At 46.0% G+C, this 20,212-nt stretch carries 20 protein-coding genes, 1 pseudogene and 1 riboswitch; of the genes and pseudogenes, 18 read left to right on the top strand and 3 right to left on the bottom strand.

Translation table 11 applies throughout. From position 1 onward, the window contains the following. Positions 1 to 75: 75 nt before the first annotated feature. Positions 76 to 1,305: pseudogene (locus EIM92_RS04615) on the bottom strand (IS1182 family transposase); the annotation flags it as partial. 137 nt (positions 1,306 to 1,442) lie between these two features. Between EIM92_RS04615 and istA the strand changes: the two are divergent. From istA to EIM92_RS04600, 3 genes are all read left to right on the top strand, one after another. Next, positions 1,443 to 2,930: an IS21 family transposase gene (gene istA, locus EIM92_RS04610; RefSeq protein ID WP_164514990.1), complete on the top strand. Its 1,488-nt coding sequence runs from the start codon at positions 1,443 to 1,445 to the stop codon at positions 2,928 to 2,930. 1 nt (position 2,931) lies between these two features. Beyond that, the gene (istB, locus tag EIM92_RS04605; RefSeq protein WP_125081065.1) at positions 2,932 to 3,657 is read left to right on the top strand and encodes an IS21-like element helper ATPase IstB; all 726 of its coding nucleotides are present in this window, start codon (positions 2,932 to 2,934) and stop codon (positions 3,655 to 3,657) included. Positions 3,658 to 4,633: 976 nt separating this feature from the next. Beyond that, complete coding sequence (locus tag EIM92_RS04600; protein ID WP_125081678.1) at positions 4,634 to 5,062, top strand: hypothetical protein; 429 nt, start codon at positions 4,634 to 4,636, stop codon at positions 5,060 to 5,062. A gap of 153 nt (positions 5,063 to 5,215) precedes the next feature. On the opposite strand, the gene EIM92_RS04595 is transcribed toward EIM92_RS04600, so the two are convergent. Beyond that, a complete protein-coding gene (locus tag EIM92_RS04595; protein WP_125081677.1) occupies positions 5,216 to 5,740 on the bottom strand; it encodes a hypothetical protein in 525 nt (174 codons plus the stop codon). A 227-nt stretch (positions 5,741 to 5,967) separates the two neighbouring features. On the opposite strand from EIM92_RS04595, the gene EIM92_RS04590 reads away from it, so the two are divergent. The 10 genes from EIM92_RS04590 to rsmI all read left to right on the top strand — a co-directional run bounded on the left by EIM92_RS04590 (position 5,968) and on the right by rsmI (position 13,935). Beyond that, the gene (locus EIM92_RS04590; protein ID WP_125081676.1) at positions 5,968 to 6,153 is read left to right on the top strand and encodes a sigma factor G inhibitor Gin; all 186 of its coding nucleotides are present in this window, start codon (positions 5,968 to 5,970) and stop codon (positions 6,151 to 6,153) included. Between the two features lie 165 nt (positions 6,154 to 6,318). Further along, positions 6,319 to 8,250 (top strand): aminotransferase class I/II-fold pyridoxal phosphate-dependent enzyme, encoded by a 1,932-nt coding sequence (locus EIM92_RS24595; RefSeq protein WP_125081675.1) that lies wholly within the window; start codon positions 6,319 to 6,321, stop codon positions 8,248 to 8,250. Further along, complete coding sequence (tmk, locus tag EIM92_RS04580; protein WP_125081674.1) at positions 8,240 to 8,884, top strand: dTMP kinase; 645 nt, start codon at positions 8,240 to 8,242, stop codon at positions 8,882 to 8,884. Before EIM92_RS24595 ends, tmk begins: the two co-directional genes overlap by 11 nt. 82 nt (positions 8,885 to 8,966) lie before the next feature. Then, complete coding sequence (locus EIM92_RS04575; protein WP_125081673.1) at positions 8,967 to 9,296, top strand: cyclic di-AMP receptor DarA; 330 nt, start codon at positions 8,967 to 8,969, stop codon at positions 9,294 to 9,296. A 45-nt stretch (positions 9,297 to 9,341) separates the two neighbouring features. Further along, positions 9,342 to 9,785: a YaaR family protein gene (locus EIM92_RS04570; protein WP_125081672.1), complete on the top strand. Its 444-nt coding sequence runs from the start codon at positions 9,342 to 9,344 to the stop codon at positions 9,783 to 9,785. Between the two features lie 72 nt (positions 9,786 to 9,857). Beyond that, positions 9,858 to 10,838, top strand: coding sequence for a DNA polymerase III subunit delta' (holB, locus tag EIM92_RS04565; protein ID WP_125081671.1), 981 nt, complete (start codon positions 9,858 to 9,860; stop codon positions 10,836 to 10,838). A 124-nt stretch (positions 10,839 to 10,962) separates the two neighbouring features. Next, positions 10,963 to 11,763: a PSP1 domain-containing protein gene (locus EIM92_RS04560; protein ID WP_125081670.1), complete on the top strand. Its 801-nt coding sequence runs from the start codon at positions 10,963 to 10,965 to the stop codon at positions 11,761 to 11,763. A gap of 44 nt (positions 11,764 to 11,807) precedes the next feature. Then, complete coding sequence (locus EIM92_RS04555) at positions 11,808 to 12,188, top strand: initiation-control protein YabA (protein ID WP_125081669.1); 381 nt, start codon at positions 11,808 to 11,810, stop codon at positions 12,186 to 12,188. A gap of 92 nt (positions 12,189 to 12,280) precedes the next feature. Next, complete coding sequence (locus tag EIM92_RS04550; protein WP_125081668.1) at positions 12,281 to 13,048, top strand: tRNA1(Val) (adenine(37)-N6)-methyltransferase; 768 nt, start codon at positions 12,281 to 12,283, stop codon at positions 13,046 to 13,048. After that, positions 13,045 to 13,935 carry a 16S rRNA (cytidine(1402)-2'-O)-methyltransferase gene (gene rsmI / locus EIM92_RS04545; protein ID WP_125081667.1) on the top strand — a complete coding sequence of 297 codons (891 nt, stop codon included), beginning with the start codon at positions 13,045 to 13,047 and terminating at the stop codon, positions 13,933 to 13,935. Before EIM92_RS04550 ends, rsmI begins: the two co-directional genes overlap by 4 nt. 173 nt (positions 13,936 to 14,108) lie before the next feature. Here rsmI and EIM92_RS04540 read toward each other — a convergent pair whose 3' ends face one another. Beyond that, the gene (locus EIM92_RS04540) at positions 14,109 to 14,363 is read right to left on the bottom strand and encodes an AbrB/MazE/SpoVT family DNA-binding domain-containing protein (RefSeq protein WP_019640040.1); all 255 of its coding nucleotides are present in this window, start codon (positions 14,361 to 14,363) and stop codon (positions 14,109 to 14,111) included. A 338-nt stretch (positions 14,364 to 14,701) separates the two neighbouring features. Between EIM92_RS04540 and EIM92_RS04535 the strand changes: the two genes are divergently transcribed. The 5 genes from EIM92_RS04535 (at position 14,702) to rsmA (ending at position 20,159) form a co-directional block, all read left to right on the top strand. Next, positions 14,702 to 15,988: an HD domain-containing protein gene (locus EIM92_RS04535; RefSeq protein WP_125081666.1), complete on the top strand. Its 1,287-nt coding sequence runs from the start codon at positions 14,702 to 14,704 to the stop codon at positions 15,986 to 15,988. Positions 15,989 to 16,005: 17 nt separating this feature from the next. Next, positions 16,006 to 16,773, top strand: a complete 768-nt coding sequence (locus EIM92_RS04530; protein WP_125081665.1) for a TatD family hydrolase — start codon at positions 16,006 to 16,008, stop codon at positions 16,771 to 16,773. A gap of 214 nt (positions 16,774 to 16,987) precedes the next feature. Then, positions 16,988 to 17,214: riboswitch (cyclic di-AMP (ydaO/yuaA leader) on the top strand. 253 nt (positions 17,215 to 17,467) lie between these two features. Then, on the top strand, positions 17,468 to 18,604 hold the full coding sequence (locus EIM92_RS04525) for a resuscitation-promoting factor (RefSeq protein WP_125081664.1): 1,137 nt from the start codon (positions 17,468 to 17,470) through the stop codon (positions 18,602 to 18,604). A 112-nt stretch (positions 18,605 to 18,716) separates the two neighbouring features. After that, a complete protein-coding gene (gene rnmV / locus EIM92_RS04520; protein ID WP_125081663.1) occupies positions 18,717 to 19,271 on the top strand; it encodes a ribonuclease M5 in 555 nt (184 codons plus the stop codon). A 3-nt stretch (positions 19,272 to 19,274) separates the two neighbouring features. Beyond that, on the top strand, positions 19,275 to 20,159 hold the full coding sequence (gene rsmA / locus EIM92_RS04515) for a 16S rRNA (adenine(1518)-N(6)/adenine(1519)-N(6))-dimethyltransferase RsmA (RefSeq protein WP_125081662.1): 885 nt from the start codon (positions 19,275 to 19,277) through the stop codon (positions 20,157 to 20,159). The last annotated feature ends 53 nt before the right edge of the window (positions 20,160 to 20,212 follow it).

Genomic DNA, 20,212 nt, shown 5'->3' with positions numbered 1-20,212 from the left:
AACATACTTTCCACGGAAATCCAGAATCGAAAGGATTAAAATATAAGGTGAGTTCCCGTTTGTACGAGAAAAAAGCTTGGCTAGGTGCCTTGCTATTTTCTTAATGTTCTGCACTATGGCAGTCATCAGTGCTTGTTCCTGCACTTTTTCCCGGCCACGCAAACGGGAAATGCGAAGCCCATGGAGCACTTTGGCATCCGCGAAGCTTCGCTCAACTGTTTTACAACGGAGCTTATACAAGATCTGTCCTGAAGAGCTACGGTAATTCGCTTCTACTCGCTCTTTAAACCCTTCCCAAACATGCCGCTGAATTTTACGTTTACGATTTTTGCTTGATGTACAGCTATCCAATAATGGGCATTGGCCACATAAGTCAGGGTTGGACATATATTCTTTGTATCCATTGCGATTGGTTGTGTGGTAAGTCAGCTTAGATCCATTGGGACATATATAAGCGTCTTGTTGCGGGTCATAGGAAAACTCTTCTTTGGGTATAGTCCCCTCTGCTGTAGGGGCATTACGAGTAGCGATGACACTGAAAATACCCATCTCGCTTGTTTTTTTGCATATGTAGGGCGTCATATATCCTGAATCCAAAGCAACAGCTTCTAACGTATTGTGAAAGTCAAATGTATCGATCTGTCTTTGAAGTCTTTCTATATAAACGGTTGAGTCATTCACATTTCCAGGGGTAACATGGACATCCGTAATGAGATTGAATTTGTGATCGACTGTACGATGATCCAAATAATAAAACCCTTCGGGTTTGCCTTTACGCTTCATAAAGCCACTTTCTGGATCGGTGTTACTCACTCGCAGTTTTTTTTCAATCGTTTCGTTTTTCACGGGCGGCAGCGGCTTTTTTCCATGACGCTCTCGTTCTTGATTAATAGCTGTCTCCAATTCTTTTAAATATTCAAGGGGCGTTTCCGTCACAACTTGCATCGATGAACGATTTTTATTCGCGTTAGCTTGGATGTGCGTTGAATCAGTAATGAGAACACGTCCCCCTACCATGTTATGACGGATGGCCAAACGGACTACTTCGTCAAAAATGTCTTGAAAAATGGTAGATCCTTTGAATCGCACATTACGGTTGTAACTAATCGTCGAGTGATCCGGCACAGGATCCGTTAAGCCTAGACCAAGGAACCAGCGGTAGGCTACGTCCGTTTTAATTTCTTGCTCTAATTGCCTTTCGGAGTGAATGCCATATAAATAACCAATCAGCATCATTTTGAAAAGACGAATCGGGTGAATTGGAGGCCTCCCTAATGTGCCGTGATAGTAGGGGCGAGTCATCTGTTTCTTGCATAATAAAAGTGCCTAATATTGCAGCGTAAAAATGCCGAACTTTGATGCAAAAAAGAGACACTTGTCAGCATCCCATTATCATCCTATCGTTATGTTTGCGACAACGTAGCGAGAGGAGAAATGAAAGGATGTTGAAAATGCCTCAACAAGACTATATCAGATTTCTACGCGAAGTAGAAGGCTGTTCTGTAAATGAAATAGCTGAACGTGTGGGGGTTCATTGGCGAACAGCAAAAAAATATGCCGATCAAACTAACTGGAATGTATCTGTGGCCAAACGAAAAAGTAGAAGTCCAGTCATGGGGGCATTTATGGAGATTGTCGATACGTGGTTGGAAGAGGACCGCTTGCTCCCCCGAAAGCAACGTCATACAGGTGTACGCATTTTTCAAAGGTTACGTGACGAACATCAATTTACAGGCGGACAACGTACAGTGCTAGCCTATGTGCAGAAACGAAAGAGTGAAATGGAACTGGAACGTGCCAAAACGTATGAACGACTAGAACATCCGCCTGGAGAGGCTCAAGTCGACTTTACGACCCTTGAGGTAAGCCAAGGGCACCAAATGCTTACATATAAACTTCTGGTGATGTCTTTCCCGCATAGCAACGCTGCATTCGTTTATCCGACACCGGCGGAAAATCAGGAATGCTTCTTAGAAGCGATGAAGCAATGCTTCGAACAGATGGGCGGTGTTCCTCAGCGGATATGGTTCGACAACCTGTCTGCCGCCGTCGTGCATATCGAGAAAGGAGGCGAGCGGCAATTAACCGAAGGCTTTCTGCGATTCTGTGCCCATTACCGGTTTGAAGCTGTCTTCTGCAATCCGTATAGCGGTCATGAAAAGGGGCATGTGGAAAATAAATGCGGCTACTCTAAGAGGAACTGGGCCGTCCCCATTCCCATCTATGAAAACCATGAACAACTTGTCGCGTATTTCGCTGAGCAGGCAACTCAAGATCACCAGCGTAAGCATTATGCTCAAAACCGCCGAATCGCTGATCTGTGGGAGGATGACCGACGTAAGCTCCTTACATTGCCGGAGCATGGATTTGATGCTTTTCGCTTGGCTGCTGCGGTAGTCAATAAGTACGGGGAAATTCGGATTGAAGATACGACGATTCCGTTACTAGGAATGGTTGCGCCAGGTAGCGAGGTGCTGATCCAAACGTTCTGGGATCGTCTGGTTATCCTGAACGGTCACCACCAGAAGATTCGGGAGGTGCCTAGACCTTACACGGGACGAACGGCGGACGTTCCGTGGTCGAAAGTATTTAGCGGATGGTTGAGAAAACCGCGCAGTGTTACACATTCGCAGTTCCTTCGCATGCTGCCGGAGACACTGCACGTGTATGTGACGGTGAAGGATCTGGCTGAGCGAAAAGAGCGCCTTCAGGCGCTGTTGCACTGGAGCGATGTGTACACCATAGAACAGATCCAAGAGGCAATCGCTTTGCTAGGCCAGGATGCGGCAGTTTCCCGCGTCACGGGTATCCTTGGTATGAAATATGGAAGCCGAGACTTGCCCATTACGTGGGAGGAGAAGCTGTCGCCCCCGGGAACTCGTTTGGAGGGCTCTCTTGAGCGCTACGACCAGCTTGTGGGGGTGAGCTAACATGCCAACAGAATTAGCCAATTTATGTCGGCAGCTACGATTGGCCCATGTCATGGACTATGTATCGCTTCAACAAAATGAAGAGATTCGAAGCATTGTGGAACAGATTCTAAGTGCGGAACTGGACGGACGCCGCCGTGCCAAGCTGGGAAAGCTCGTCCAGCAGGCAGGATTTCCGCATATTAAGACCTTTGAGGGGTATGCCTATGACCATATCACTTTTCCGAACGGCAGCAGTCCAGAGAAAATTCAGGGATTGGAATGGTTAGAGCGCAAGGAGAATTTACTCTTAATGGGTGCCGTAGGCACAGGCAAGACGCATATGGCAACGGCATTGGGTGTGGAGGCTTGTCGCCGTGGCAATGCGGTGCAGTTCTACCGAGCCTCCGATTTAGTTGCCATGCTTCAGGAGAAATTTACGACGGGAACACTTAACCGATTTCGAGATAAGTTGAGAAAAGTTGACTTGCTCATTCTTGATGAGGTTGGTTACGTCCCATTCAACCAAACCGGTTCTGAACTATTATTTAACGTGATAGCGGATTGCTATGAACAAAAGAGTGTGATCGTTACATCTAACTTAGAGTTTGGTCAATGGACATCGATATTCGGCGATACCAAACTCACGTCAGCACTCGTCGATCGTCTGGTGCACCATGCTCATATTCTTTCCTTCACAGGTGAGAGCTTCCGCTTCAAGCAAGCAATGGAACGAATTCCTATGTAACTTTGATGCTGGCAAGTGGGTTTAGCACTTTTGGCTGCAAAACTAAGCATTTTCTACTTGCAAAACACAGTCATCTCGGTAATAAATGAAAAATCTACGTTTTCATCAATGATTCGTAGTAAATGATCTTTTGGTACAAGCATATCTATACTAACCAATTCAATTTGATTTCTATCTTGTTGAATGTTAGGCAATTCGCACACCACACTTTCAATATATTACCTATATTATACCAAATTAACGCGGTAATGTGATCTAGATAGGGGCTTTTTCAACAGTCTGATAAAATGCATTTAGCTTCAAGTTTCCATAAACGGATCTATAAAACGGATGCTCGAACGAGTTGTACTAAAGACAGGAAGGGAAGGGCCTTTGAAATGCTGAATGTTCCGCTGGTTTTCAGAAGTTAGGGTGGAAAAACAGTATCCTATGTTTAGATGGAAAAGTAGAAAGTCATTTTCTTTTGCGTGTATACACCCTTTAATGCTTAAAAATATCGAATTACTCCTCTTCCTTTGACTTTTTTATTGGCAGCAGGAGACCTTTTCTTAAAGGTAGAATATAAGAGATAAGCGGCAAACAGCATGGCTGTTAAATATCATAATGGATTGAAGGAAGGCATTTTATTTCTGACGAGGGCTCAGTGTCTAATGCTAATTTCTACTGCTAAGTTTGATGCTTATGAAGGCTAAACTAATGCTACGCCAAACTAATACCAATACCAATACTACTGCCAAAATATTGTCAAACTCCAAACTAAGGCTAATGCTAAACTATCCAAAAGATAAACGCTATAAATTGGATGAAACTCTTTATTTGAATGTAACCTTTTTGTTACCGACATGATCGTGATTGGCGTTATAATGAGAATGGTAGTTTCTCGCTTAGGAAATTTAGCCTATCTTTGTAATTATATTTTGGTGTTTTTGTTAATATTAGACAAATTAGATAGTAGGTAGGTCAGGAGGAATAAAACATGCGGCTAAGAGGAAGGAGATATTCCTTATGCTTCATGGGGTTAGTCTGGATGATGCTGCTCGTCATCACAGGCTGTGCATCTTCCACACCTTCTTGGACGAAATTTGAGGGCTCTGCTGTGGAAAAGAGCTTTCCTGTCCCAAAGGAAGCTAGTATTACGGAGACTGCTCTTAACAATTCTAGAATGGACTATGTCCATTACTCTTTATCGGGAATTAATGAATCCAGCAGTGTGCCTGTGGAATATCAGCAAGCGATTAATGAATGGGGTTGGACGGAACAAGAAGATCAGAATTCAGGGACAACACGCGTATATAAGAAAGATAAGGCCATCGTTCAATTAACGATTCATGATAATTCATTCACTGTGCTGGTGCCGAAACAAGATAAGAAAACCGTAATACAAGGATTGGAGAGTAGTCCGTAGCTCTAAAGAATATGAAGTATATGGATGTAGGCTTTTAATGATCAACCTGTTTCCTGCAGATCTGCAGGAAACAGGTTTTTTTAAATAGCGAAGCAAAGAATGCAAAACATTGGGGTCTGATAAGCTTCTAACTATAATGCTTGCAGGAGTATTCTAAGGCATATAATATGAAATGTCTTCTTCGTTGAACTTAATCATGCCTTCTTTAGGTTGGTTTTTAAAGCCAAAAAGAGGGTAAAGGCGTAGAGCCATGCTCCAGACGTGCCAGAAGAACAAGGAAAATGCAAATGACATTGGAGACCAGGGGATCATAATTGCGACAATAATTAATCCAATCCAAGAGGTGTGTATTTGCACACGTCGATATACCGAATAGGCAACATACTGATCCGGCATATAACCGATCCAAGGCAAACGTCGGGTGAAACGCCAACGCTTCCGATAAGTGCTATTAATAATGACTAATACAGATCGGGCTATGACATATTGAATCCATAGTGCAACTGGTATGGCCAGTAGAAAGAAAAATATGCTTGTCCAACTGAAGAGGACAATTTCTGCTGCAAGCCAAATTAAAGGTAGAGTCAGCAAACTATGGACTAGTGTTCTGGGAATTACCAATTTTTTAAGAAGTCGGTAATGGTAAAATGTTGCGTTCGTGCCGGATTCAGCGGGCATCGATACACTCAACCCTCCTTGGAAAAATAAAATAGACAATCCTTTTACTCAGGAATGCTCTTATTAATATATCGGCAGAAAAAAAGAATATTTTACGTTTATTCCGTACAAACACCATTGCAGTCAGCGTTGCATATACATGTATAGTAAGTAATGTACTATGAAAGGGTTTAAAATAATAGAACATGTGTCATACTGATAGTAAAATAAACAAGGTGGGATTGCGGATGGACGAACATGCGCATAATACATGTATTATATGTGGTGAGCACAAGTTGGAAGGAATTCATATTGTGTCCGAATTTATATGCGATGCTTGTGAGGCGGAAATGATTCACACAGATGTGCAGGAAGAAAAGTACCATTTCTTTATTCATCGAATGAAGCAGATATGGGTACAGAAGAATGCGTAATATGTATAGGTAGGGATCCACTAGTTATGTATGGTGGGTCCTTTTATGTTGCCCTAAGCAGGAGAGTAGCGTTAAAATGAAGTGATGGCTTATTTATTCATACTATAGGTTTCACTCTCCTTTATAGGAGGGGAATAAAAGATAATTCGGAAGGGCCAGATAAATATGTCTGACAATGTGAAGCATGGGGCTCCTTTATACGAAGCCCTGCTTCGATACAAAAAGGCGAATCATGCTTCTTTTCACGTACCGGGCCATAAAAATGGCCAAGCTTATAGGATCGGCAGTTACGATTCTATGACAGAATTGACCGGGCTCATGGGAATCGATGTGACGGAGATTACCGGCACAGATGATCTTCACCATCCGGAGGGAGTGATTAAGGAAGCACAGCAGCATGCTGCGTCTTTATTCGGAGCGGAGGAGACGTATTTTCTTGTCGGCGGCAGTACAGCCGGCAACCTGGCACTGATCCTGAGCGTGTGTACCGCTCCAGGTGACGTGCTGCTTGTGCAGCGCAATGTGCATAAATCCGTGATTCACGGACTTATGCTCGCGCACGCACAAGCGGTGTTCCTTGCGCCGCAAATACATGGCGCAAGCGGGCTCGCCACCATCCCGTCCATCGAGACGGTGCGTGAGGCCCTGCGCCGGCATCCCGGCGCCAAAGGGCTGCTCGTCACGCACCCGAACTACTACGGGATGGGCGCGTCGCTGGCAGAGCTTGCGGAGCTCTGCCACGCTCACGGCGTGCCGCTGCTCGTCGACGAGGCGCACGGCGCGCACTATGGGCTGCACCCGGCTATGCCGGTGTCTGCGTTAGCCCAAGGCGCTGATGGCGTCGTGCAGTCGACGCACAAGATGCTCGCCGCCCTTACGATGGGGGCGATGCTGCATGTGCAGGGCAGCTTGCTCGACCGCAGTCTGGTGCGTCAGCGGCTCGCGATGGTGCAGAGCTCTAGCCCATCTTATCCGATCATGGCTTCGCTTGATTTAAGCCGCCATTTGCTGGAGCAGCAGGGCCAAGACGCTTTTAACGAGGGTCTTGCAGCGGCAGAATGGCTCCGCCATACGATTCAAACGGCATTGCGCCGGTTTGGTATTCTTGAGATAGGCGCCAGCGGAGGAGATGCTGCATATACTACTCAAGATCCGTTCAAACTTGTTCTTTATGATGCGGCTGGCTGTTGGAGTGGCTATGAGCTGCAGCAGAAGTTGGAGACAGCAGGCTGCATACCGGAGATGAGCGATGAGCGTTACGTAGTTCTGGCGTTGAGCCTGGGAACGACGATGGAGGATGCTGAGCGCTTATATCATGCGTTGCAGAGGATGGTGGATGAGGCAGGCAACGGGTTTGCAACCGGGCTGGAGAACAGGCATGATCATCACGGCAACCTAGACAGTAAGCTAGATCCGCCGTCATGCAGCAATGATCCTCACGCTGGGAGCTGCGCACGAGAGAAGCAGGAGCATGGAATTGGGCAGCAGGTACAAGCAGAAGCACAAGTTCAAGCTCAAGCAAAAGAGCAAGCACTAGCAGAAGAGGAAGCAGTAGAACAAGCTCAAGCAGAAGAGGAAGCAGAAGAACAAGAAGAACAAGAAGAACAAGCACTAGTTCTAGCTCAAGAACAAGCACAAGCACAAGAACAAGTACAAGCAAAATCACAATCACAAGAAGAACAGTCACAGCAGCAACAGTTAGGGTACACGAGAGAGCATAAGTATGGGCAGAAGGATAAGGTATCTTCTATCTCAAAGTCAGTTTCCACGTGGAACATTGATGCTGATATGGAAGAGAAGGTATCCGTTCTGGTGCCTTTCTCTATGCAGCCGCAATCTCAGGAGAAAATAGAGGCGGTTAGTATAGAAGACAGTATGGGCCGAATCTCTGCGGAAATGATCATTCCTTACCCGCCAGGTATTCCCCTGCTTTATCCAGGAGAGGCTATTTCGGAAAGAACGATGAATCGTTTGAAGGGATTGCGCCAATCTGGAGCGAAATGTCAGGGAGCTGCGGACTCTCAACTTAAAACTATTTTCGTTTATAAGCAATATGATAAAGAGCAAACAAAAGGCAGGAGTACCGATGAAGAGTAAAGGATTGTTTATAACGCTGGAGGGCGGGGAAGGATCAGGCAAGACGACCATGCTGCAGTTGCTAAGTTCAATGCTTCTGGAGCAGGGGCTTCCGAGTATGACAACAAGAGAGCCCGGAGGAATCGTTATTGCAGAAAAAATACGCGAGGTCATCCTGGCGCCGGAGCATACGGCAATGGATGGAAGAACCGAAGCGCTGCTTTACGCGGCGGCGAGGAGACAGCATTTGACGGAGAAGGTGGAGCCTGCGCTGGAGGAAGGAATCATCGTTCTATGTGATCGTTTTATTGATAGCAGCCTTGCCTATCAAGGTCATGCCAGGGGCCTCGGCATTGAAGAAGTACTGGCCATTAACAGCTTTGCGATGAACGGCCGATTTCCTGATTTGACATTCTATATGGACATCGAGCCGGAAGAGGGACTCGCACGGATCGCTTCAGGAGAAGGACGCGAGGTCAACAGACTGGATATGGAGAGCCTGGAGTTCCATCATAAAGTGAGGGAAGGTTACAGGATCGCTGCACAGATGTATCCACAGCGGATAGTTACCATCGATGCTTCCAGAACATTGGAAGAGGTCAGTGAAGAAATGAAGAGGTATCTTTTTGCAGCGTTAAAGGAATTTGCAGTGTGATTGTCAAATATAGTTGTATTCGGTTTCGTAAGGCCGGATGCGAACCAGTCATATTTTATTCTAAATACGAGGAGGGGCTGCAATGAAACTGATCATTGCGATTGTCCAAGATAAAGACAGCAATCGTCTATCCAGTGCGCTTGTGAAGGAGAACTATCGGGCGACGAAGCTAGCAAGTACCGGCGGATTTTTGCGGGCGGGGAATACGACGTTTATGATCGGGGTAGATGATAATCAGGTAGAATCCGTATTGAATGTCATCCGCAGCAGTTGCAAAGTTCGTGAACAGCTTGTCACGCCAGTGACGCCGATGAGCGGAACCACCGATTCGTATTTGCCGCTGCCGGTTGAAGTGCAGGTAGGTGGAGCGACCGTCTTCGTTCTGCCGGTAGACCGTTTCGAACATTTCTAGAGGTTGATTATTTTTGAAATAAATTGAAGATAGGCTGTGAATGTAATGAAGATAGATCCGGGGTTCAGGCCGTTGAACAGTGGGTTAGGGATCAATGATGGTCCTGCAAAACCAGTACAATCCAAGACTTTCTCCGACGTTATGCAGCAGCAGGGAGAGCGAGCTTCCCAGGAAGAACTGAATCGCCGTTTCAAAGAAATTCAGCTTCAAGGCGACCGTCTGGCACGTTCTATGACCATTCGTGAATTAAAGGCGTATCGTCTTCTCGTCAAAAGATTTATGGAGGATACGGTGCGGCGTGGTGTGGGTATGAAGGATTCCCGAGGATGGGATCGTCGCGGACGGGGGAAGCGCTACAAACTATTAGATGAAATCGATGCAGCATTGCTGGAGATGGCTGATGAGTTGCTTGAAACAGAGCAAGGGAAGATTGAACTGCTTCAGAAGATAGGCGAGATCAGAGGTATGTTAATCAATCTCGTTTTTTAAAGGCTGCGAAACCAACTTTTTGAACTTTTATTTTGAATTTGCACTATATTCAATAAGGAATGAGAATTGCAAATGTCATTTGAGCAAATTATTGGTCAGGATGTGGCTAAAGGTCTGCTTCAGAGCGGGCTTCGCCGCAATCAAATATCACATGCTTATATATTCAGCGGGCCCCCGGGAAGCGGGCAGAAGGCGATGGCGATGGCATTTGTCCAGGCGTTGTTCTGTACAGAGCATGAAGACGATGCTTGCGGGGAATGCCTGGAATGCCGCAAGGTGCTGCATGGCAATCACCCTGATCTTCATTATATCGCCCCTGAGGGCTCAACTATCAAGATTGATCAAATCCGCGACTTGCAGCGGATTTTCTCATATCGATCGGAAAGTGGAAATCCGAAGGCATATATTATTGACGAGTCAGAAAAAATGACGGTGCAGGCAGCCAATAGTTTGCTGAAGTTTCTGGAGGAGCCGCCGTCTCCGGCAGTCGCTATATTATTGTCGGATAATGGCCGAGCCTTACTCCCGACGATCCAATCGCGGGCCCAATGGGTGCCATTTACCCCGCTCGATCCAGAACAGATGCTCCAATTTTTATCGAATGAGGGATTTTCACCCACCCTATCGCGATGCGCTGTTCACTTGGCGGCAGGATTAGGCCCGTGCCGTGAGCTTTTGCAGCAGAATTGGTTTGCAGAAATTAGAAACGTAGTGTTACAATTAGGGAAGGAATCCGCAGGACGTGGCGGGACTCCTTTAATTACAGCGCAGCAGATTATTTTCAAGGCAGGTCTGAGCGACCATTTGGACATGTTATTTAATCTTTTCCATTTGTGGTTTAAGGACATGCTCCTTGCGCTCTATCATAGACATGACCAAATCGTTTTTATAGATGAGCTGGATTTTATCAACAGACATGCTTCAAGCCGGAGCCAGGAGTATTGGGTTCAGGCGATGGCGCTCGCGGCGGATAGCCGAAAGAAGCTTAGACAGAATATGAATGGCCAGCTCTGCGTTGAGCAGTTTTTGATCGGTGTTGGGGGGTACCAATAGAGAAATAGAAGCCCGACATGATGACACCGGGATTTGCAGTAAACTTTCTCCCATGCAAAAACAAGGGATTTATTTGGAAGGTCACATATTTGTTAGTGCCAGTGCTAGACGAGGGGGTAAGTTTTTGTACACTGTAGTAGGTGTTCGCTTTAAGAAAGCGGGCAAAATATATTATTTCGATCCTCTGGAGCTTCCAGTTGAGAAGGAACAGAGCGTCATCGTTGAGACGGCGCGAGGAATCGAATACGGTAAGGTTGTCGTCGGGAAGAAGGAGGTTGGGGAATCAGATGTCGTTCTTCCGCTGAAGAAGGTGATCCGGATTGCTGACGATACTGATGCCCGTGTTGTGGAAGAGAACAAGCTTGCGGCAAAGAACGCTTTTGCCACTTGTTTAAATAAAATTAGAGATCATGATCTCAAAATGAAACTGGTTGATGTAGAGTTTACATTTGACCGCAATAAAATCATTTTTTATTTCACAGCTGAAGGCCGAGTTGATTTCCGTGAACTTGTTAAGGATTTAGCGAGTATTTTCCGTACCCGGATCGAACTCCGCCAAATTGGAGTACGGGATGAAGCAAAGATGCTCGGCGGAATAGGCCCTTGTGGGCGGGTGCTCTGCTGTTCATCCTGGTTGGGCGATTTTGAGCCTGTATCGATCAAGATGGCTAAGGATCAGAGCTTGTCGCTTAACCCGACAAAGATCTCCGGACTTTGTGGAAGGCTGATGTGCTGTTTGAAATTTGAGCATGATAACTATGAAAGCGTGAAGGAAGAATTGCCATCGGTAGGTAAGATGGTGGTTACTTCACTTGGCGAAGGGAAAGTCGTGGGGCTGAATGCGGGCTCGCGTTCGGTTCATGTGCAGTTATTTGAAATAGGCAAAGTCAAGGAACTTCCTTTAGATGATGTTGTCGTTAAGTAATGGATTTTCAAGATAGACTTTAGAGATGACTCTGGGGTGGGAACTTGGAGAACAAAGATATTTTTACGCATATACAGGCGCTGGATGCACAAATGGGAACCGTTCACGGCGAATTGAGCAAGCTGATGCTAGAGGTGAAGAAGCTGGTGGAAGAGAATCAGCAGCTTCGGCTGGAGAACGAGCAATTACGCAAAATATTAAAGCGGGAGACTACTGAAGGTCGCCTTCCGTCGCCGTCTTCAGATCAAGCCGATTCCTCTTTGCCAGAAGGCAAGGAAGCGGTTGAAGCCATCGATATCGTCGGGGAAGGTTATGATAATCTCGCACGTCTGTATCACGAGGGATTCCACATTTGCAACGTGTATTACGGACATTTACGAACGGAAGGCGATTGCCTGTTCTGTTTGTCTTTTCTGAATAAATGAGTAAAGCCGTAGGAGCTTCCTACGGTTTTTTTTCAATCAGCTATTTACAGAAACATTCATAAATGACCTTTATATAGAAAGGCGAGTATTCAATGACTCAAATTCCGAAAGAAGTTCCATTGTATGAGCAAGAAAGGCTGGATGATCTTCTGACGCATCAATTACGAATCATTCAAAGCGACGAGGTATTTAGCTTCTCCATGGATGCAGTGCTGTTGGCAAGATTTGCCTCTGTACCGAAGCGGGGCAGAATTATCGACTTATGTACCGGGAATGGCGTCATTCCGCTGCTGCTGTCTACTCGTACTGAAGCTCAGATTGAGGGCATAGAAATACAACCCAGGCTTGCAAATATGGCTCAGCGCAGCGTGGAATTGAATTACCTGGAGAACCGGATCACAATACGGGAGGGGGATTTGCGGGAGCTTGTGCAGGAGACGGGACACGGTGCATACGATGCCTTAACGGTGAATCCACCTTACATGCCGCTAACCGGTGGTGATCTAAAGTTAAATCCGCATCAAGCGATTGCGAGGCATGAGATACACTGCACATTAGAGGAAGTAATCAGTTCATCGATGAGGCTGCTGAGAACCGGCGGTAAGATGTCGATGGTGCATAAGCCCCAGCGGTTGGGGGAGATCCTGACGCTTCTGCGCCAGTATCGGTTAGAGCCTAAGGTTATTCGTTTTGTTCATCCACGGGCGGGTATGGAAGCGAATATGGTATTAATCGAAGCGCTGCGGGACGGTAAGCCGGACGTTAGAGTGCTTCCGCCGCTTATCGTGTATGAAGAGAACGGGGAATACTGTAAAGAGATCTTCAAAATATATTATGGATCTAAGGAGGGAAGAGCATGAGTGTAAAGGTTCAAAAGAGTTTTGTGGAGCAATCAGGTCATCAAGAGGCCTATGGCACGCTCTATCTCGTCGCCACACCTATCGGTAATTTGGAGGACATGACTTATCGTGCAGTTCGTACATTGCGTGAGGCGGACATTATCGCTGCAGAGGATACCAGACAGACGAGAAAGCTGCTGTCCCACTTTGAAATTACACCGGGTAAGCTGGTGAGTTACCATGATCATAATCGACTAGCAAGCGGCCCAGAGCTTATACGCTTTATAATAGAAGGAAAAAACCTGGCACTCGTTAGCGATGCAGGTCTGCCAGCCATTTCTGATCCTGGAAGCGACCTTGTGAGGCTAGCGATCGAGGCCGGAATAGCCGTTGTACCCGTTCCCGGAGCTAATGCTGCCTTATCGGCTCTAATCGTCTCTGGTCTTTCTACGGAAAAATTTAAATTTATCGGGTTTCTTCCCCGGGAGCAGCGGGAGAGGGATGATCTTCTGCAATTGCAAAGTGAGGAGGAGAGTACGCTATTGCTGTATGAATCTCCACATCGTCTAATCAAGACCTTAGAGTCGATGCTTAGCGCCTGGGGGAACCGAAGGATTGTCTTGGCCCGTGAGCTTACTAAACGATTTGAAGAAATGGCTCGGGGGACGATTCAAGATTGCTTGGACTGGCTTCAGCAGCATCCGCCGATGGGAGAATACTGTATTGTAGTGGAAGGAGCCGATCCCGAGCAGCTTAAAGAAAAACGGAATGCTTGGTGGCAGACTATGTCCATTGTTGAGCATGTGAAACATTATGAAGAGAAGGGGGTGCCGCGAAAGGAGGCAATGAAGAAGGCAGCGAATGACCGGGGGGTTTCCAAGAGGGATATATATCAGTCCTTGATATAACAGCGGAATTAACGGTTTTCAAGCTATTTGGGCATGCAAATGATGCATAAAATAGGGTAAAGGAAAAAAAAGGGAGCCTTCATTCGGCCGGGTTCAAGCCGAAGAAGGCACCAAGGAGATATGAAAAAGGTTAGAATTAACAGATTCAGTAAGTCTATTATATACTATAATTCTTAATTTGTCACAGGTGTTGGAATTTCTGTGAGGCATTCATGGCAAACAATTTTACCTTTGAAGTAAGTTACGTTCTCAGCGTTGCCACAGAAGATGCAGGCAGGCTCGTATTTTTTAAGCATAATACGCTCACCGTCTACATAAATTTCAAGCGCATCTTTCTCTCCGATTCCGAGTGTGCGGCGCAATTCGATAGGAATAACTACACGACCTAATTCATCTACTTTTCTAACAATACCTGTTGATTTCATCATGACTGATGATACCCCTCTCGCAAAAAATTTTGAATTTAATTATAAAGCGTCATAATTCGACAAACTTCTATCTTTTATGATATTTATAATACCAACGTTTCCCAAAACAGTCAACCTATTTATGGTAGAGTTCAGTTAAATTACTAAATTAAAGACAGAAATGCATGCAGGCCATCGAAAAATCGCTTTTATACCGGGCTTTTTAAGCATTCGACATATTTACAAGACTTAATATGACGATATTAGACATAATTCGACAAACCATATTGATCTCTCGACAAAACTTAAAGTGTTGAATTCTTTTAGTTTCAAAAAATTGAAAACAAGGAGAATTAACTATGCATAACCTTCGCGAAGAAAAGGTATTCAAAGATCCTGTACATAATTATATTCATGTTCAGGATGAATTGATCTGGTTACTTATTAATACGAAGGAATTTCAACGGCTTCGTCGGATCCGTCAGCTAGGCACCTCCTATCTAACCTTCCATGGGGCAGAGCACAGCCGATTCTCTCATTCTTTAGGAGTATATGAGATCACGCGACGAATCATTTCTCAGTTTGAAAGAAATAATTATCCGGATTGGCCTCAAGGGGAACGTCTTGTTGCTTTATGTGCAGCACTACTGCATGATTTGGGTCACGGTCCCTTCTCTCACTCTATTGAACAAGCATTTGAGATGAATCATGAAGATTGGACCTGCCGTATTTTGCTGGGAGATACAGAAGTAGGGCAGGTGCTGAAGCGAATGGGTGAGGATTTTCCGGAAAAAGTGGCCTCAGTCATTCGGAAGGATTATGCTAATGAAATTGTTGTTAACTTAGTGACTAGCCCGCTTGATGCTGATCGAATGGATTATTTGCTTAGGGATGCTTATTTTACGGGCGTTAATTATGGGACGATCGATATGGATCGGATATTGCGAATGCTGCGGCCTTATCAAGGACGGGTTGTCGTCAAGGAGACCGGCATGCATGCCGTAGAGGATTATTTAATGTCCCGCTATCAAATGTATTGGCAGATTTATTTCCACCCGGTGACACGGAGCTCAGAGATTATTTTGCGGCAAATTTTTCGGCGGGCTAAAGAATTATATGCTGAAGGGTATAAGTTTTCGTTCCTGCCACAACCATTACCCGGATTGTTCAATTCAGATTTGACGGTAGAGCAATACTTGCTATTAGATGAAGCTTTAGTTCAAACGGCTTTTATGCAGTGGAAAAATGAAGAGGATGCTCTGCTTTCCGATCTTTGCACCCGTTTTATGGATCGCAAATTGTACAAATATGTTGAACTTGAATCGTTTAATTTGGAGAAAATAAAAGAAATTCGCGAAGAATTCCGAAAATTAGGCTTAAATCCGGAATATGATTTGGAAATTGATTTTCCAACCGACTTGCCCTATGATGTGTCACGTCCTGACGAGGAGCTTCGCGGGAAGCAAATTTTACTGCTGGACAAGCAGGAGCGGCTGGTGGAAATATCGGAGGTTTCGGATATTGTTCGTTCAATTAGTGGCATACAGCGGGGCAAATTTTATTTGTATTATCCGCATAATAAAATGCAAGCCGTTTGGCATCGTCTGCCTGTGGAATTGTCGCAGATTTTTGGCCAGGAGCGTTAATTTAGGAGGAGATTGCTATGTTGATAGATACACATACACATTTGGATGCGAAGCAATTTGACGAGGATCGGGAGGAAACGATTGCTCGCGCGGTGGAGCAGGGGATTACGCGCATGATTAATGTCGGCTTTAATCGAGAGACGATCCCTACCACGATGAAGCTGGCCGAGAACTATGATTTCATTTACGCTGCCATCGGCTGGCATCCCCAGGATGCCATTACGATGCAAGAAGCGGATCTGGACTGGATTGCTGAATTGTGTCGTCATGAGAAAGTTGTGGCTATTGGGGAAATCGGTCTTGATTATTATTGGGATACATCACCAAAGGATGTGCAGCATGCCGTATTTCGTAAGCAAATCGGTTTGGCTCGGGAGCTTGGCATGCCCATCGTTATTCATAACCGTGACGCTCATGAGGATACGGTTCGGATTTTACGGGAAGAGAAGGCGCATGAAGTCGGCGGGGTAATGCATTCGTTTTCGGGAAGCTGGGAAACCGCCAAATTATGTCTAAATATGGGATTTCACTTGTCCTTCGGAGGCCCGATTACGTTCAAGAATGCAAAGCAGCCTAAAGAGGTGTTGAAGCAAACACCAATCGATCGTTTATTACTTGAGACGGATGCTCCATATCTGACACCACATCCTTATCGCGGGAAAAGAAATGAATCCGCTTATGTCCATTTAGTGGCTGAAGCGGCTGCTGAATTAAAAGGGTTGTCCTTCCAGGAAATTGCAGAAATTACAACTCGAAATGCAATGGAACGATTTTCCATACGATGAAAACGGGAGGAAAAGGGGTGAAAAGAAGAGATTTCAGGAAAGATTAATACATTTTAATCTGAAACCCCGAGTCTATTACATTTTTTTAACCTTTTTCTTAAGAAAACGTTCTTGATTCGTCCTTTACAACATGCATCAAAACAGGATAGAATCTTTTCAGTGATCGATTTGGCCGAGTTTGAAGTATTGAGGCGGCCATCGAATCATGTTCCATGAACCAGTCTCGCTGAGTCTCCATTTCGGAGAACGGGGGAACCGGATACGGTCTTGATGAACTATTCTTCATACAGTCAACGAAGACATCTTGCCGTATTTGATTTCTTTGCAGGATCTTTGGGGTGAATTCGAGGTCATTGCGCCATGAGCGAATGAACTGAGAAAGGGCGGCTCTCTTCGTCCGAACCCGACAGCTAACCTCGTAAGCGTGTCAAGAGAGGCAACTTCGTGCACCTATTACACCTAGAACTTCAGGAAGCCACGAAAGAGTTGCTCTAACTCTTTCTTTCGGCTTCTTTTGTTTTGAATAATTGTAATAGGGTCATCATACTGTTCTATAACAGGAGGTGACTAATGCCGACCAGACTGGGTCAGGATGCGGGATGCTGAACCTCTAGCATTTCGTAAAAAACGGAAATAGTCACGTCAACATTTAATCATGCATGACCTAGGGCGGGACTATGAAGGAGGACGGAAAGTGGGCATTTTCCAGAAAGAAGAGACCCATGAATCGCGCTCATCCAGTATGTCTTACGCATTACGATGGAAGCATGAGAATCTACGTCAAATATCGGTCGTTACTCTGTTAACTGTCGCAGCGATTATCGTCATTCTAATTTGGTTGAATGGCAGCAGCAAGAACATTTATTTAGTGGTGGACGGGGAGATTCAAGAGATCGAGACCCGCAAATCTTTAGTAAATCAAGTACTGGATGAACATTCTATCGTGCTGAGTCAAGGCGATACCATATCGCGTTCGCTCGAAAGTTCTCTCAAAGAGGGAGATCGGATCGTTATCGTAAGGGCGGTCCCGGTCCAGGTGAGCGTGGACGGTGCAACGAAATCGCATTTAACGACTCAATCCAGTGTGCAGGGTATTATCAATGAGCTTGGTATTAAGTTGAATCCAGATGATAAAGTAACCCCGGAGCTAAGCAGTAAAGTTACTTCCGATCTCAAGATTAAAGTGGTACGTGTAGCTAAGCATACGGTACAGACCAAAGAGACAGTGCCATTCAATGTCATTAAGACCTCTGATCCTAATTTGGAGAAGGGACAGACGAAGGTGCTTCAGCAGGGCAATGAGGGAATAGTTGTTCATCACGTTGAAAAAGTGTATGAAGACGGAAATTTCGTATCTAAGCATTGGCTGGGCAAAGAAATTGAGAAGAAGGCTCAGGATAAAGTGGTTGCTGTCGGTACGAAGCCTAAGCCAGAGGCTGTGCTTGCCGCTAATATTACTCGTACTAAGGATCAAGTGGATATCAGCGGAACGACAACCAAAGGCGGCGTCTCATTTAAATATAAAAAGGTGCTTAAAAACGTCACATTAACCGCTTATTCCGCCGAGGAGGACGGGATCGGCACGAAGACTGCCTCTGGTACTCGTGTAACGGAAGGCAGAACGATTGCCGTGGATAAGAGCGTCGTACCTATGGGCTGGTGGGTGTATATCGAAGGCATTGGGTTCCGTAGAGCCGAAGATACAGGCGGCGCCATTAAGGGCAATAAGATGGACGTTTATTTCGATAGTCTGAAATCAGCAAAAAACTTCGGTCGCAAAAAAGGACGTACCGTCTATGTGATCGGGCCAAATAAACCAGAATTGAACTAATTCCTGTTTTACTTTGTAAAGGGAATAAGATACTATAGATAAATGAAAAAGGTATGTAAAGAAGAGGAGAAGTCCTCTTCTTTTTGCGTATGAGGAAGAAGGTAAATTTCTCATGATCAAAGAGGTCATTGTCGTGGAAGGACGGGATGATACCGTCGCCGTTAAGCGGGCCGTAAAGGCCGATACGATCGAAACTGGAGGCTCGGCCGTCAATGAGACGGTGCTGCGCAAAATTGCATTGGCTCAGGAGCGTCGAGGGGTCATCATTCTGACCGATCCAGACCATGCCGGGGAGCGCATCCGGAAAATCGTCGCAAACAAGGTCCCCGGCTGCAAGCATGCCTTCCTACGGGAGGCTGATGCTACGCGCCGTGGTGATATCGGTGTGGAGAACGCTTCTCCTGAAGCCATTCGGGAGGCGCTAGCGCGTGTGCATACGGAAACTGTACCTGCCGAGACCGATGATAAACTTATCGATTGGGAAGACTTAATAGACGCCGGATTGATCGTTCACCCGTCAGCCGCCGCGAGACGCCGTGTGATCGGTGAATTGCTAGGTATCGGTTATTGTAACGGCAAGCAGCTATATAAGCGGCTTACCGTATTTCGGATTAGCCGGGAGGAGTTTGCAGCTGCGCTGGCTCAACTGGAGGATGAAGGGGTTTGACGTATGATGAATAGAGGAGACATATCGACACCGCGCCGAACGAAGGAAATTATCCAACGGCACGGGTTTTCATTTAAGAAAAGCCTTGGTCAGAATTTTCTGATTGATCAGAATATACTAGCCAAAATCATTGACGCCGCTGGTCTGGACAAGACTAAGGGGGCTCTGGAGATCGGGCCTGGCATCGGTGCGCTAACAGAGAAGCTGGCGCAGCAGGCAGGCAAAGTAACCGCGGTGGAGATTGACCAGCGGCTTCTTCCTATTTTGGAGGAGGTGCTGGAGCCGTACCCGCATGTTAATGTTGTTCATGGAGACGTGCTTAAGCTTCATTTGCAGGAGTTGTTCGAGCAGCGGTTTAAAGACGTGTCTGGCGTCAGTGTTGTGGCGAATCTGCCGTATTATGTTACCACGCCGATTTTGATGAAGCTGCTGGAGGAAGGGCTGCCCCTGGAGCATATCGTCGTGATGATCCAGAAGGAGGTTGCGGAGCGCATGGCTGCCTCCCCAGGCGGGAAGGAGTATGGCAGCCTCAGCATTGCCGTGCAGTATTACAGCGAGCCGGAGCTCGTCTGTGTTGTGCCGCATACGGTGTTTATTCCCCAACCGAACGTAGAATCCGCGGTCATTCGCTTAAGTGTCCGCAAGGAGCCGCCTGTCTCGGTAGAGGATGAGGATTTCTTCTTTGACGTCGTGCATGCCTCGTTCGCTCAAAGAAGGAAGACGATTGCGAATAACTTAAAAAGCCGCTTTTTCCCAAAGGAAGGCCGAGAACGATTGGAACAGCTCCTTGCTGAAGCGGGCATAGAACCAAGTCGTAGGGCCGAGACCCTATCTCTGCAGGAATATGCCGTACTTAGCAATGTGTTCTATGCAGCCGGGCTTAAATAATAGAAATTGAAGTAACCAATCCCGGCTTTCGCCCATACCCTAGGGTAGAGGTG

Origin of the sequence: Paenibacillus lentus (assembly GCF_003931855.1) — a bacterium.
GTDB classification, from domain to species: Bacteria; Bacillota; Bacilli; order Paenibacillales; family Paenibacillaceae; genus Fontibacillus; species Fontibacillus lentus.
This window is presented reverse-complemented; position numbering and strand designations above follow the sequence as displayed.

Excerpts from the sequence above, each read along its gene's own strand:
- istA (WP_164514990.1), top strand. The coding sequence starts at position 1,443 with ATGTTGAAAATGCCTCAACAAGACTATATCAGATTTCTACGCGAAGTA.
- istB (WP_125081065.1), top strand. The coding sequence starts at position 2,932 with ATGCCAACAGAATTAGCCAATTTATGTCGGCAGCTACGATTGGCCCAT.
- EIM92_RS04600 (WP_125081678.1), top strand. The coding sequence starts at position 4,634 with ATGCGGCTAAGAGGAAGGAGATATTCCTTATGCTTCATGGGGTTAGTC.
- EIM92_RS04595 (WP_125081677.1), bottom strand. The coding sequence starts at position 5,740 with ATGCCCGCTGAATCCGGCACGAACGCAACATTTTACCATTACCGACTT.
- EIM92_RS04590 (WP_125081676.1), top strand. The coding sequence starts at position 5,968 with ATGGACGAACATGCGCATAATACATGTATTATATGTGGTGAGCACAAG.
- EIM92_RS24595 (WP_125081675.1), top strand. The coding sequence starts at position 6,319 with ATGTCTGACAATGTGAAGCATGGGGCTCCTTTATACGAAGCCCTGCTT.
- tmk (WP_125081674.1), top strand. The coding sequence starts at position 8,240 with ATGAAGAGTAAAGGATTGTTTATAACGCTGGAGGGCGGGGAAGGATCA.
- EIM92_RS04575 (WP_125081673.1), top strand. The coding sequence starts at position 8,967 with ATGAAACTGATCATTGCGATTGTCCAAGATAAAGACAGCAATCGTCTA.
- EIM92_RS04570 (WP_125081672.1), top strand. The coding sequence starts at position 9,342 with ATGAAGATAGATCCGGGGTTCAGGCCGTTGAACAGTGGGTTAGGGATC.
- holB (WP_125081671.1), top strand. The coding sequence starts at position 9,858 with ATGTCATTTGAGCAAATTATTGGTCAGGATGTGGCTAAAGGTCTGCTT.
- EIM92_RS04550 (WP_125081668.1), top strand. The coding sequence starts at position 12,281 with ATGACTCAAATTCCGAAAGAAGTTCCATTGTATGAGCAAGAAAGGCTG.
- rsmI (WP_125081667.1), top strand. The coding sequence starts at position 13,045 with ATGAGTGTAAAGGTTCAAAAGAGTTTTGTGGAGCAATCAGGTCATCAA.
- EIM92_RS04540 (WP_019640040.1), bottom strand. The coding sequence starts at position 14,363 with ATGATGAAATCAACAGGTATTGTTAGAAAAGTAGATGAATTAGGTCGT.
- EIM92_RS04535 (WP_125081666.1), top strand. The coding sequence starts at position 14,702 with ATGCATAACCTTCGCGAAGAAAAGGTATTCAAAGATCCTGTACATAAT.
- EIM92_RS04530 (WP_125081665.1), top strand. The coding sequence starts at position 16,006 with ATGTTGATAGATACACATACACATTTGGATGCGAAGCAATTTGACGAG.
- rnmV (WP_125081663.1), top strand. The coding sequence starts at position 18,717 with ATGATCAAAGAGGTCATTGTCGTGGAAGGACGGGATGATACCGTCGCC.
- rsmA (WP_125081662.1), top strand. The coding sequence starts at position 19,275 with ATGATGAATAGAGGAGACATATCGACACCGCGCCGAACGAAGGAAATT.